Genomic DNA, 12,028 nt, shown 5'->3' on the forward strand with positions numbered 1-12,028 from the left:
AAATTTGTGTCATTTTTTCATCTTTTGACGCTTAATTTTCAAAAAAATTTGCGATTTCTTCGACTGTTTGAGCATCAGCAATTTTAACCACATTGTCTACATCCGCACAGAAAATTGAGATTTTTTGAATAAGCTCTAAGTGCTCACTCCCGATCCCAGCTATTCCAAAAAGTACCGTAGCCACTTTCGGATCTTTCTCCGTTCCAAAATTTACTCCGCGTGGTACCTGCACAATAGCAATGCCTGTTTTTAATACTTCTTTTTTTGCAGCATCTGTCCCATGAGGGATTGCGATGAAATTTCCCATGTACACGGAAAGTTCTTCATTACGCTGTAGCATAGCTGGGATATAATCAGGTGTCACATGTCCGCCAGCCACTAAAAGCTCCCCACAAAATTCAATAGCTTCTTCCTTTGTTTGGAAGTTTTGATTAAGTTTGATTAGATTTTTTTGAATTTCCATTTTAATCTTTGAAAAGCTCACTAACACTCGAGCTTTCAGTTCCTTTCTTAGTTTACAGTCTTTACAGTAAATGTAAAGTTATTCGCCATAGGTTCTGATTGAGTCGGTAATAATCTTTCTTAAAAGTTCACTAACGATATCATAATTTCCTGAATTATAGATACTTGTATAGAGTTTGTTTTCAATGATTGAACTTGAAATTTTACCGAGAAGATAAGCCACGTCTTCGGGTACTTCTGGTGGCGCCAAAAGAAGAAGAATACGTTTGACCTCCAAAGGTTGACGATTCATAGCAATGACTTCGATACTCTGACTCAGATCATATATTTTAAAGAGCGGGGCATTTACAGAGGAATGCACACCATGAAGTAAAGCGAGTTGAGTTTCTGGAATGGCTAGATGTGTTTCTTCAAATCTATCTTTCAACAATGAAACAAGTGACCCGGAATCTTTTACATTGACATCGTTGACAACTTGTTTGACAACATCTGTCAAATCTGCACGATTTTTGATTGCTGTTACTTCAAAACTTGCCAGAAGTTTATTGCCTACTTTAAAGAGTTCATTCAGATTAACGAAACTTTTCTGTGGTTCTTCTGAACTTGAAGGATCTGTGTTCTGCTGAATTATTCGAAGTTTATGACGAATCTCATCAAGATTTTTTTGATCTAAGTCGCGACTTACATAAAGATAATCAAGTTCTTTTTCTGTCGTAAAGATAACATCATATTGGTTTTTATCTACAGATTTTGAACTTTGAATTAAATCAATCTTCCTCAAGAAAGGGAAATTTTTTCTTAAGCTACTCATAAGAAACTCACAGGAAATCCGCCCGCGGCTCGTTACTAAGGCGGCACGTAAGGGAAGTACTAAATCACTCCGTTCCAGCGTAGCAACAAAATGTAAAGTGACAAAGGCGAACTCAACGTCTGAAAAACGTTTCTTGAATACTGCTGTGAGTTCTTTCTTTACAGCTTGAAAAATTTTTGCGTTATCATTGGCGATTTTCTTTACAAAATCATTTTGTTTTTCTGAAAAAAGAGCTGGTAAAACATCCGTCCCTTTTAAATGAGCATACAAAAGCCCGTACAATCGATCATCCTTACTAAATTCGATGTTTAGAGTTGAAGAAACTTGTGCAATAAGCTGACGAATCTTATAAGAAAAATCTGTATCAAATTTCTCCATAAATAGAATTTCGCGTCCAAACCCAAAATAGAGAACATCATATATGGATGCTAGATAAAGAATCTCTGATATTCTAAAATTAGTCACTGACAGCTTGGTCAGTAACTGATTGACAAAGCTCAGTGCTTGTTTACTGGGTTGTCGAACCTTCTCTAACTCTAATGAGTAACCTTCTTCAATTCGTAAGAGTACCACTGTCAGAAAAAGTTGCATCAACACACGGATTTTATCTGTCATCCCGCTTGGAAGTTCGAGCTGTTCAAACCCCTTTTGAGCTTGTACAAATTTTTCTGAATCTAAAAGTTCTAAAACTCGATTTTTAGTGAATGTTCCGCTGATAATTTCTTGGATTGTACTAGAATTAAAGAGACTGGAGACCAATACGGATCGAATGTTTTCTTCTTTCCCTCTTATTCTTAGGCCATGTTCACGCTCCAAAACTAATTCGCTTTCTAGTAGCGTTTGCTCAATTTGACGTAAATCACTCGTTACAGTTGGTTGACTAACCCCAAAGTGCTCGGTTAGTGAGAGTATCGATGCCCTATTTTCAATCAAAAGGAGGAGCTCTCCATAAAGCCGCTCAATGACCGAATACTCCACTAATTCGTGAGCCCCTGTCAGCTCCGTTAGATCGCCTGCCAAGTAATAACCTTCTTCTGAGGTTTTGAGTTCGATAGCTTCAGGTAAAGATTGTTGCAACTTTTCAAGATCACGGTAAAGCGTTCGACGACTTGTACCGGTGAGCTCCATCATCTCGGAAATCGTGAGGCGCTCTCGTCTTAAAAAACTTTGAATTAATTTTTGCTCACGACTTGTTACAAACATGACTCTTCTCTCTGTCTTATATTACTTTTATTTTCCATTTATTCGTAAAGAATTTGCTGACAAGACCGTCAGCAATCTTCCTTTGCTATTTATTCATTCTATTGACCATTTTTAAGTATTCAGGCGTCGTAATTAAGCTTTCAACTGATAGATGTTGTGCATTTGGTGCTTTAGTTTTAGCTTGCTCTGTAAACTCATGGAGGGACACCACCATAATATTACTAGCATTGAAAGCACCCAAGCCCAAAAATTCAACATCAGATACTGGAATTTTAACCTCATGCGTCCTAAAAATTGCTTGAAGTGTTTCTTTGCCCATTGTACTTGAGCCCACATGTGCGCCGTCATGAGCAAAAACAACTTCATCAATCTGATTTAAATCTATCTCTTCGTCACTGACAGCTTGGTCAGCAACTTCTGGTGCCGAGAGCCGTTCATCAATGCCAGAAAGATTACTGATAATCTCATCATACCGTGGTGAGTTCAAGAAATTAGCTACGGAATAACGTATCGCCTCAGGAGCCATTGTCGCAGCTCTAGGAGCTAGTTCGTCCTGAGTTACGACAATGGTGTCGGGACCAGCTTTTAGATTAGCAATCGCTACATTCGTAACGTCTTGGGACAGTCCTGCTTTCTTAGCCTTATTACGTAAGATTGAAGCCCCCATAGCACTAGAACCCATCCCTGCATCACAAGCAAAGATGATATGTTTTACAGACGAGAAGTCTTCTGGCGTTTTCTTTGTAGCTGCTGCTTGCGCTTGACCTTTGCTGACCGCTTTGTCAGCAGCAACCTCTGCTTGCGCCTGAGCGAAAGTAGAATCATCCACCAACGACTTGTCACGCTTCAAGATGACTGCAGCAACTGCAAATGATACCAAGGCAGCCACAATGATTCCTGCCCAAACACAAACTACATTTCCAAAACCACCTGCTGATTTACCAGACGCCATCCCTGTGATCGCAATAATTGAACCAGGTGAAGCAGGAGCAGCAAGACCCGAACCTAGTAAGTTATTTGTCAAGGTACCCGATACCCCACCAGCCATCACAGCAAAGAAGAGTGCAGGTTTCATCATGACATAAGGAAAATAAATTTCATGAATCCCACCGACAAATTGAATTAAAATCGCTCCAGGTGCCGTTGCTTTAGCCGAACCCTTCCCAAAAAGCATAAAAGCAATGAGAATTCCAAGCCCTGGTCCAGGATTGGCTTCTAGTAAAAATAGAAGCGATTTACCACTTTCAGAAACCTGTTGAAGGCCTAAAGGTGATAAGATTCCTTGATTGATTGCGTTATTTAAAAATAATATTTTGGCTGGTTCAATAAAAAGATTAGCAAGAGGAATCAAGTGATTAGCAATTAAAAAATCAACCCCATGTCCCATCACATCGGTTAGCCACGCTACAAGTGGACCAACCACTTTTACAGCAAAAAGGGCAAGTCCAAAACCAACTAATCCAGCTGAGAAATTATTAATTAACATTTCCAGACCCGCTTTAATATGGGGTTGAACATATTCATCAAACTTCTTAATTAACCAAGCACCAAAAGGACCTAAAATCATCGCTCCCAAAATCATTGGAACGTTTCCTTTAGTATTGAGACCTCCTACAGAGACAGTCGCTGTGGCTATAATTGAACCAAAAGTTGCTATTGCGCCAACCACTCCACCACGATGTTCATATATATTTTTACCCCCAGTGTAGCCTATCATGAGAGGTATCAAAAACGCTAGCATTGGACTTACCATAGCGGCAAATGTTTTATTAGGGGTAAAGCCATCAGGAATGAAGAACATTGTCAACACCCCCCAGGCAATTAAAATAGGAATATTGGGCATTACCATGTTAGATAATGCAGTACCAAGTTTTTGCACTCGTACTTTTAAGCTTACGGTTTCAGTCATTTTAAGCTCCTTATATTATACTTACTATAAATACATTGTAACCGCTAACAACTTTGAAGTAAATAAAAATCTTGACACGTTCTTCTGTGTCAAGATTTCATAGAAATAAGTTAAGCCAATAAAAAAATCACCCTTAGGTGATCTTACTAACTGCGGATGTCAGACTCGAACTGACGACATCATGATTAACAGTCATGCGCTACTACCAACTGAGCTAATCCGCAATACAACTTGGCATCGACCTTATCTCCCAGGGGGCAACCCCCAAGTACTTCCGGCGCGATAGGGCTTGACTTCTGTGTTCGACATGAGAACAGGTATATCTCCTATGCAATAAATACCAAATATGGGAATTCCAGGATTCGAACCTGGGACCCCTGCGTTATCAACACAGTGCTCTAACCAACTGAGCTAAACTCCCAAATTATTAAGTTAAGCGGATGACGAGAATCGAACTCGCGTAGCCAGCTTGGAAGGCTGGGGTTCTACCATTAAACTACATCCGCGTAGTAAAATGTAATGGCGCGAGACGGAATCGAACCGCCGACACATGGAGCTTCAATCCATTGCTCTACCAACTGAGCTACCGAGCCAAACAAATTGCGGGAATAGGATTTGAACCTATGACCTTCGGGTTATGAGCCCGACGAGCTACCTAGCTGCTCCATCCCGCGATAATTATAAAGGAGGATGTGGGATTCGAACCCACGCACGCTTTTACACGCCTGACGGTTTTCAAGACCGTTCCCTTCAGCCGGACTTGGGTAATCCTCCAGATATAGTCCGTACGGGATTCGAACCCGTGTTACCGCCGTGAAAAGGCGGTGTCTTAACCCCTTGACCAACGGACCATATATTTTGTGCTGTCTCAAACAGTACTTTTCTATTATACACTATTTTTAGCATTTGTCAAGAATAAACTATGTTTACTTTTGCAACTACTTTTGTGTATCCTAGGGAAAGTGTTGTTTCAAACGACAACTATTTAATTATATCAAATTAATAGTTTTTGTCAAGAATAAACTAGACCATTTACTCTAAAACATAAAAAAACAGCCTTATTGGGCTGTTTTTATGTTTATTCCTTATCTTCCGCATCTTCCGCTGGTTTAGAGTCTGTTTTTTCTTCTTCACCATTATAGATGTTAATATTTGAGAAATCTTCAACATTCGCATTTGCATCTTTGAGAGATTCTTCAAATGTTTTTGGTTCTGGAACTTCTGCTGCCGCTGCTTCATCAGGCATTTTACCTGTTTTAAAGAGTGACATGATTTGTTTCGCATCAAGTGTTTCATATTTAAGCAAAGCTTCCGCAATTGCTTTATGTTGCTCACGATGTGTTTCAATTGCTTCTTTAGCACGGTCATAAGCTTCACCAAGAATACGACGCACTTCATCATCGATCATAACAGCAGTTGCTTCTGAGTAAGTCTTAGTTTGACCATAGTCGCGGCCAATAAATACTTGATGATCTCCTTCATAAGATACCATACCAAGTTTCTTAGACATCCCATATTCGGTAACCATTGAACGAGCAATTTGAGTAGCTTTTTCAATATCATTTGATGCCCCTGGTGTAGCTACACCAAAGACAATTTCTTCACCAAGTCGTCCACCCATAAGGCTGGCAAGTTGATCTTTGAGGTGGAAGTTTGTTGGTTGCATGATTTCTTCATCTGGAAGAGCAAGCATGTAACCACCGATACGTCCACGTGGCACAACGGTAACTTTACGGACAGTAGAACCATTTTCAAGAACGAGTCCAACAATAGCGTGACCTGCTTCGTGGTAAGCCACGATTTCACGTTCGCGCATGGATTGAATACGATCTTTCTTAGCTGGACCAGCCATTGCACGGTCCATTCCTTCATCAATGTCAGCAGCGTTAATTTCGGTCTTATTCTGACGGGCGGCAACAAGTGCAGCTTCATTCAAAACATTTTCCAAATCAGCTCCGACATAGCCTGGAGTTTGTGTAGCAACATTGTGCAAATCAACATCACTTGCTAAAGGTTTGTTTTTAGCATGAACTTTAAGAACTGCTTCACGACCTTTAACATCTGGAGCTCCGACCAAAACTTTACGGTCAAAACGACCTGGACGTAAAAGCGCAGGGTCAAGTACATCTGAACGGTTAGTTGCAGCAATAACGATTACTGAGTTCCCATCATCTTGGAAACCATCCATTTCAACGAGCAATTGGTTAAGGGTTTGTTCACGTTCATCGTTACCACCACCAAGACCTGCGCCACGTTGACGACCAACGGCATCAATTTCATCGATGAAGATAATTGATGGTGCAGTTTTCTTCGCATTTTCAAATAAGTCACGGACACGTGAGGCACCGACACCGACAAACATTTCAACGAAATCAGAACCTGAGATACTATAGAAAGGAACTCCTGCTTCACCGGCAACAGCCTTAGCAAGCAATGTTTTACCTGTACCTGGAGGGCCTTCAAGTAGAACACCTGCTGGGATACGAGCTCCTAAATCATGATATTTTTTCGGATTTTTAAGGAAATCAACAACTTCTACAAGCTCTTGTTTTTCCTCTTCAGAACCAGCAACGTCAGCAAAACGAACTTTTGATGTTTTACCATCTTGTTGTTTAGCACGAGATTTACCGAAGGACATCGGATTTCCACCGCCGCCTCCGCCACGATTCATTCCACCCATCATCAACCAGAAAATACCCACAAATAGGAGCATTGGGACGATATAAGAGAGAATTTGAACCCACATGCCGCTAGAAGAAGCTTGAATGACATTGACTTTAATGTCATTGCTTTTGGCAGTATCTTGCAAGTCTTTGATGATACTATCTGTTGGGATAATGTAAGCTTGGAATTGCTTAACTTCTGTTGTAGAATTTCCTAAAAGGGGAAAACTGGCCGCATTATCGACCTTTACAGGTTTTTTATATTCACCTGTAACAGTGATCAGACTATCTGAAGGCTGCATTGTGACTGTTTTAATATCATCATCACTAAGTTTAGTCATCAATTGTGAATAGCTAATTTTATCCACATTGGCATGATTTGTACCGAAGAAGAAATTAAAACCGACGACAACAACAATTGCCAATATCACCCACATCAAGATATTTTTTACAAAATTTCCTTGTCTTGGTTGTTTGTTGTTATTCATATTTACCTTATCTTTTATTTATTTGTCATCAATTTTGTCTTATTTAAAAATCAATAACAGTCCATAACTAGTTATAGCACATTTCCTAGTGGAATGCTAATAGTAAGTATTGGTCAGAGTCCTTTTCATACTTTAGTCTGAGAAAAACTCTATTACTCTATTTATTGTTCCTTTATTTTTTGTAAACTTCTGGTTTGAGAACACCGACATAAGGGAGATTACGATAATTTTCGTCATAGTCTAAACCAAAGCCGACCACAAATTCATTAGGAATAGTAAAGCCAGAATAATCTGGTTTGATTTCTACAATACGCCCCTCAGGTTTATCTAAAAGCGTCACAATTTTTACATTTGCTCCACGATGCTCCAAAAGTTCTTTCAGATATTTAAGGGTACGGCCCGTATCAATAATGTCTTCAACGATAAGAATTTCTCGATCTTTGACAGCCGTATCGACATCTAAAATCAACTTCACTTCTCCAGAAGATTTTGTCCCACCATGGTAACTTGACACGGTCATGAAATCTGTTTCAAGGTGACAGTCAATATGCTTGATAAGTTCCGCTAAGAAAGGAACTGAGCCTCGTAGAATTCCTAATACTAAAGGATTTTTTCCTTCGTATTCCTTTGTTAATATTGCACCAAGTTCTTTGGATTTTTCAATAATTTCTTTTTCTGAAACCAGTACTTTTTCTATTGTCTTATCAAGATTTTTTTCGAGCATGGTGTGTTTCCTCTCTTACACTGGGTTTAACCCATAATATTCTTTTAATTTTATCATTTTTAGCAGCTTTACTCAAATCAGAGCATGCCACATCGACTATTGCATAAAGCATCTTATCTACAAAGATTAAAGGCATCTCACGTTTTTCTAGTGGAACCTGATATTCTATAAAAAATTTCCTCAATTTTTTATGATGGCCATTAATCAAAATCACATCACCTGGCCTTCTTTTTCGAATCTCAATTTCGCCCTCTATTGGGAGGGCGACTTCCATGAAACTGGAATCTTTAGGATTTTCTGACAACACAAGGAGATTTTCTAGTTGAGTTTGTAGTTTGGGTCGGAGATAAAAGACCGTCTTAGTTTTAATGAACTCGAAAGACTTATTAAGCTCTCCTTTATACTGTTGGGGCCTTCTAATAATGTGAAGGAGAAGCTGGAATTGCTTTTTGTTTATTTGGATACTTGGATATTGAGTAAAATATTCCTGTAAAATGAAGTGTTGCAAAGCCTCAGTTTGAGCTAAAAACTTAGAGAGAGAAATTTTATCCTTTAAAATATCTAATTCATCAATTTTATCATGGATAATGGAGAAAGACATCCTAATTTCGTCGGTCATCGAGAGTATTGCTTCAGAGAATTGAGGATTTTCTTGGGTCAAGCCGGGAATGAGTTGATTTCTAATCCGATTCCGTAAATAATCCGTCCCTTTGTTTGTTGCATCCTCAAAGAAAATGGGGGCGTCAAGTTCCTTTTTTTCAAACCGAAGAAGCGGTCGGATTAATTCTCCTAAGCCAAAAGGTTGACGTGGCTCTATGCCTTGTAAACTTCGTAGTCCTCTTCCACTTATTTGCCGCATTAATACCGTTTCTACGATGTCTCCCCGGTGATGAGCTGTTACTAGAGCAGTGTAGCCATCTGTACTCATTATTTTTTCGAAGAAATGATACCGAAATTCTCGTGCTTTTTTTTCAGTAAACTCTCCTGTAAACTTGTCAACATAGACAGGAACTTGTTTATCATTTCCTAATTCTCTAATCGCACGCTCTTCTTTTATTGATTCTGCACGTAAACCATGATTAATATGCGCAATTCCTAAGGTAATACCTAGGGTTTCTCTAAAGGCATATAACCAATTGAATAACGTCATTGAGTCCTGACCGCCAGATAAGGCTATCAGAACTTTATGATGCTGATCAAAATAATGTTCTTCAGTAACGATTTTCAAAAATTTCTTTTCTGCTGGTGTCATTTCATGACCTCATAAATCTCTTGGGAAATTGTTTGAATTTGTTCATCCGTAGCCCCATCTGTTTCAATGACCAAGAGGTAAGGCTGCTCAGTAAATATAATCGCCGCATCATGATTATCACTACCTGCCCCTCCTATCTTATGCGCAACAGGAATGTTTTTAGGAACCCCTGCGCGAATCTTTACATCATCAAAAGCGGTGTTAAAGAGTGCATTAAATGATGCCCCTCCTTCATTATAGAGAGCTTCCAGTACTTTACCTACCATCTTCGCTGATGCTTCTCTTTCTTTAGGATTCCATGGTGTACCCGCTATCTGTGTAATAGCATCCTGGAAACTAGTACTGAACTGATCTGTTTCATAATAAGCCAGTAAGTTACTCCCAACATTGTCAGAGAGTTTTGCGGTACGATTAATCACATCTTGTAAACTGTAATTCTTATTGTCCGCAGTTTTAGGCAAGTTTCCAGTTCCAGCCGGCTTATAACTCCCGTAAAAAGTATTGACAGCAGTGCGATAAAGCAACTGATCCTCTAGAGAAGCTGATCCTTCGTTTAATCTTTTTTGAGTCCAGTATAAAATCGGAAGTTTAGAAAGACTTGCCGAATACATCTTCTCATCCTCATTTACACCAGCTGTATAACTATTGTCATTGAGTTCCTTTACATAAATCGAGTACTTTTTATCCTTGTATTTCTTTTGCAGTAAGGTTTGAACCTCCTGTAATTTGGGATTTACTAAAGAAATATCGTCTGAGGAGACCCAACCTTTTTGACCATTACTTAGAGCAATCTCATAATAACTTCCCCAGTAAGTTTGTGCAATCTTATCAGCAACGAACTGGTGATTTCCTGAGATAGTTGTTAAAACTTCTTGGTCATAAGTGGTCACCGGACTGTAAAATACGTTGACACGCTTGGTGGTATATAAAGGAGTTGTTACCTTTTTCCGAGAAAGTGGGACATCCGAAACAATCTGCGCCTTCGAAGCAGCAATATATCTTCCATCCTTCATTTTGAAGGCTTGATTTTTAAGCTCAGTTAAGTTTAATTGAGTACGGGCACTGATCTCGCCAACGGTTTTCGACAAGTTCTCATCACTATAGACTTTGATAGTTTTAAGTGCAACTGGTCGTTGGGGCACTGTTGTCCAATAATCCTCAGGGGTCACTTTATCTGCAACAACCGTATTACTTGTTTTACTGAGTGAATGATTGGTTGATTTTTGCGAATGAAGGGACACAAAAAAGCTAGGAATTAGCATGAACACCATCACTAAGATCACTGCAATATTAAATTTATCTTTCATTTTTTGCATGTTTTAAAACCTTGTTCAACTCTTAATAAGCAGACTGTAAATCTGCAGACAGTGGCTAGGAGTGTATACTCCTAGCTGGCTCAACTCCATCGAAAAATTTATTTTATAACTATTTCTCTTTTTGAAACCTTCAAAGCGCTGTCTGTTTTTTTTAATACGTGAAAAGACAGGCTCTTAAGCCATGTCTTTCCCTTTTTTCATAACGATTAACTAACCGCCTGTACTTAAGAAGGTCCTCTTTCAGGCTCATCTTAAATCCTTATTTACTGCTTTTAGGCTTTCTAATCGGTGTTCAGTTTCTTCTAAAAACTGTCCAAAAATACTTTTGAAATCCTCGTCTAGGTATGTTAAGTCAATTTTTCCGTCAGTATGCTCCTTAGAAATCTCAAACGAAACCAAGTCCCCAATCTGGTATTTGGGATGCCCTTTGGGTAATGCTGACCAGCGCATCAGTCCTGTTTTTTTACTGACAGTGTCGTCAGTAGAAAAAGTCACAAACAGTCCAAATCTTGTGATATGCTCAACTTTTCCAATCATTGGCTTGTCCCGTCTCCATCGACTAGAGGATTGTTTGTGTTAAAAACTTTCTCGTCACTCTGAGAATAGTCTTGACTACGAGCATATTTTTGCAAGTAATTTGCATCTTGAAGTTTTTTTATCTCTTCTTTTTTCGTTGCGACTTCTTTTGACAGAGTATCATATTGTTTTTTGGCACTTTGCTCTAAAACAACTTGTTTTTGCAAATTTTCATAAGATTTGATCAAACTCATGCTTGCCAAGCTAAACAATAGAATAGCAACGACTAAAATCAGCCCTAAATGTTTACGTTTAGGTACTGGTGCTACAGCTTTTCTATTTTTATTTTGAATAAACTCATTATTCAATTGAATCACGTGTTTAGCCATTAAAACCTCCCAAGGCGCTGTCTTATTCTTCTTCTGCCTGAATGCGTGTTTCGCTAATCATTTCATACATCTTGTCCGCATCCTCTTTGCGTGTGAACTCTTTAAGTTCTGCAACTCGGACCTCAACTATCTTATTACCAAAGCGAATCTCAATAAGGTCATTAAATTTGACATCCGTAGAGGACTTGGCCAATTTTCCATTCACTTTAATACGACCTTTATCAGCAACTTCTTTCGCGACCGGACGACGTTTAATCAGGCGCGAAACTTTTAAAAACTTATCTAATCTCATGGC

General features: G+C 39.0%; 10 protein-coding genes, 7 tRNA genes and 1 rRNA gene. All 18 read right to left on the minus strand.

Going from position 1 to position 12,028, the window contains the following annotated elements; genetic code table 11:
• Positions 1-31: 31 nt before the first annotated feature.
• The 18 genes from JKP71_RS08185 to JKP71_RS08270 all read right to left on the minus strand — a co-directional run bounded on the left by JKP71_RS08185 (position 32) and on the right by JKP71_RS08270 (position 12,025).
• On the minus strand, positions 32-463 hold the full coding sequence (locus tag JKP71_RS08185) for a PTS mannitol transporter subunit IIA (RefSeq protein WP_200407657.1): 432 nt from the start codon (positions 461-463) through the stop codon (positions 32-34).
• A 78-nt stretch (positions 464-541) separates the two neighbouring features.
• The gene (locus tag JKP71_RS08190; RefSeq protein WP_200407658.1) at positions 542-2,476 is read right to left on the minus strand and encodes a BglG family transcription antiterminator; all 1,935 of its coding nucleotides are present in this window, start codon (positions 2,474-2,476) and stop codon (positions 542-544) included.
• An 85-nt stretch (positions 2,477-2,561) separates the two neighbouring features.
• Positions 2,562-4,385 carry a PTS mannitol transporter subunit IIBC gene (locus JKP71_RS08195; protein ID WP_200407659.1) on the minus strand — a complete coding sequence of 608 codons (1,824 nt, stop codon included), beginning with the start codon at positions 4,383-4,385 and terminating at the stop codon, positions 2,562-2,564.
• A gap of 150 nt (positions 4,386-4,535) precedes the next feature.
• Positions 4,536-4,609, minus strand: a tRNA-Asn gene (locus JKP71_RS08200).
• A gap of 5 nt (positions 4,610-4,614) precedes the next feature.
• Positions 4,615-4,730, minus strand: a 5S ribosomal RNA gene (gene rrf / locus JKP71_RS08205).
• A gap of 2 nt (positions 4,731-4,732) precedes the next feature.
• Positions 4,733-4,806, minus strand: a tRNA-Ile gene (locus tag JKP71_RS08210).
• Positions 4,807-4,820: 14 nt separating this feature from the next.
• Positions 4,821-4,891, minus strand: a tRNA-Gly gene (locus JKP71_RS08215).
• A 14-nt stretch (positions 4,892-4,905) separates the two neighbouring features.
• A tRNA-Phe gene (locus JKP71_RS08220) sits at positions 4,906-4,978 on the minus strand.
• 7 nt (positions 4,979-4,985) lie between these two features.
• Positions 4,986-5,059 (minus strand) — tRNA-Met (locus JKP71_RS08225).
• Between the two features lie 10 nt (positions 5,060-5,069).
• Positions 5,070-5,159, minus strand: a tRNA-Ser gene (locus tag JKP71_RS08230).
• Between the two features lie 5 nt (positions 5,160-5,164).
• Positions 5,165-5,236, minus strand: a tRNA-Glu gene (locus tag JKP71_RS08235).
• 227 nt (positions 5,237-5,463) lie between these two features.
• Positions 5,464-7,536 carry an ATP-dependent zinc metalloprotease FtsH gene (gene ftsH, locus JKP71_RS08240; protein ID WP_075526128.1) on the minus strand — a complete coding sequence of 691 codons (2,073 nt, stop codon included), beginning with the start codon at positions 7,534-7,536 and terminating at the stop codon, positions 5,464-5,466.
• Between the two features lie 172 nt (positions 7,537-7,708).
• Positions 7,709-8,260 (minus strand): hypoxanthine phosphoribosyltransferase, encoded by a 552-nt coding sequence (gene hpt / locus JKP71_RS08245; RefSeq protein ID WP_200407660.1) that lies wholly within the window; start codon positions 8,258-8,260, stop codon positions 7,709-7,711.
• A complete protein-coding gene (gene tilS / locus JKP71_RS08250) occupies positions 8,241-9,512 on the minus strand; it encodes a tRNA lysidine(34) synthetase TilS (RefSeq protein WP_200407661.1) in 1,272 nt (423 codons plus the stop codon). The genes hpt and tilS overlap by 20 nt, the downstream gene beginning before the upstream one ends.
• Entirely contained in the window at positions 9,509-10,828 is a 1,320-nt protein-coding gene (locus tag JKP71_RS08255; protein WP_200407662.1) for a serine hydrolase, read from the minus strand. The genes tilS and JKP71_RS08255 overlap by 4 nt, the downstream gene beginning before the upstream one ends.
• 246 nt (positions 10,829-11,074) lie before the next feature.
• Positions 11,075-11,365, minus strand: a complete 291-nt coding sequence (locus JKP71_RS08260; RefSeq protein ID WP_075526132.1) for a S1 domain-containing protein — start codon at positions 11,363-11,365, stop codon at positions 11,075-11,077.
• A complete protein-coding gene (locus tag JKP71_RS08265; RefSeq protein ID WP_200407663.1) occupies positions 11,362-11,733 on the minus strand; it encodes a septum formation initiator family protein in 372 nt (123 codons plus the stop codon). Before JKP71_RS08265 ends, JKP71_RS08260 begins: the two co-directional genes overlap by 4 nt.
• A gap of 22 nt (positions 11,734-11,755) precedes the next feature.
• Positions 11,756-12,025, minus strand: coding sequence for an RNA-binding S4 domain-containing protein (locus JKP71_RS08270; RefSeq protein ID WP_075526134.1), 270 nt, complete (start codon positions 12,023-12,025; stop codon positions 11,756-11,758).
• Positions 12,026-12,028 lie beyond the last annotated feature (3 nt).

The sequence above is a fragment of the Lactococcus taiwanensis genome (genome assembly GCF_014905395.1).
Lineage (GTDB): Bacteria > Bacillota > Bacilli > Lactobacillales > Streptococcaceae > Lactococcus > Lactococcus taiwanensis.

Coding starts and splice junctions, on each gene's coding strand:
- JKP71_RS08185 (WP_200407657.1), bottom strand. CDS start 463: ATGGAAATTCAAAAAAATCTAATCAAACTTAATCAAAACTTCCAAACA.
- JKP71_RS08190 (WP_200407658.1), bottom strand. CDS start 2,476: ATGTTTGTAACAAGTCGTGAGCAAAAATTAATTCAAAGTTTTTTAAGA.
- JKP71_RS08195 (WP_200407659.1), bottom strand. CDS start 4,385: ATGACTGAAACCGTAAGCTTAAAAGTACGAGTGCAAAAACTTGGTACT.
- ftsH (WP_075526128.1), bottom strand. CDS start 7,536: ATGAATAACAACAAACAACCAAGACAAGGAAATTTTGTAAAAAATATC.
- hpt (WP_200407660.1), bottom strand. CDS start 8,260: ATGCTCGAAAAAAATCTTGATAAGACAATAGAAAAAGTACTGGTTTCA.
- tilS (WP_200407661.1), bottom strand. CDS start 9,512: ATGACACCAGCAGAAAAGAAATTTTTGAAAATCGTTACTGAAGAACAT.
- JKP71_RS08255 (WP_200407662.1), bottom strand. CDS start 10,828: ATGCAAAAAATGAAAGATAAATTTAATATTGCAGTGATCTTAGTGATG.
- JKP71_RS08260 (WP_075526132.1), bottom strand. CDS start 11,365: ATGATTGGAAAAGTTGAGCATATCACAAGATTTGGACTGTTTGTGACT.
- JKP71_RS08265 (WP_200407663.1), bottom strand. CDS start 11,733: ATGGCTAAACACGTGATTCAATTGAATAATGAGTTTATTCAAAATAAA.
- JKP71_RS08270 (WP_075526134.1), bottom strand. CDS start 12,025: ATGAGATTAGATAAGTTTTTAAAAGTTTCGCGCCTGATTAAACGTCGT.